The organism is Photorhabdus akhurstii (assembly GCF_018448925.1).
Classification (GTDB): domain Bacteria; phylum Pseudomonadota; class Gammaproteobacteria; order Enterobacterales; family Enterobacteriaceae; genus Photorhabdus; species Photorhabdus akhurstii.
In genome coordinates this window covers 1-496 of sequence record NZ_RCWE01000128.1, presented here as the reverse complement: position 1 = coordinate 496, position 496 = coordinate 1, and the positions used below count along the sequence as shown (strand labels likewise).

1 pseudogene is annotated in these 496 nt (G+C 60.9%); it reads left to right on the top strand.

The features are described 5' to 3' along the window. Positions 1–496, top strand: a pseudogene (locus EAE93_RS24070) (type IV secretion protein Rhs); the annotation flags it as partial.

Here is a 496-nt window from a genome sequence, read left to right as displayed (position 1 = left end):
ACCACCCCACAGGGGCACACCACCACCTGGCATTACAACGACCAGCAATTAATAACTGAAATCCACACCCCGCGCGGCGGCGTGACCCGTTATGACTATGACCGCTGGGGCAATCTGGTCAGACAGATATCACCGGAAGGGGAAACCCTGACGCTGACTTATCTGGCCGATACCGGTCGGGTAACCTCGCTGACGGAGGCGACCGGCGCGGTATGGCAGTACAGCTATGAGGCTGACAGCCTGCAACTGACCGGCATGACCGACCCGCTGCAACGCGCCTGGCTGCCTCTGTATGATGAACAGGGCCAGCCGGCCGGATTTATTGCGCCGGACGGCCGGAAAACCACGCTGACCCGCAATGCCTTCGGGCTGGTGACGGCCGAAACAGACCCGGACGGCAACTGCCGCACACAGGAATATGATAAGCATCAGCGGCTGGTGCGGGTGCTGGATGAAGAGAACCGGACCGTCAGTCTGGGTTATGACAGCCAGGACC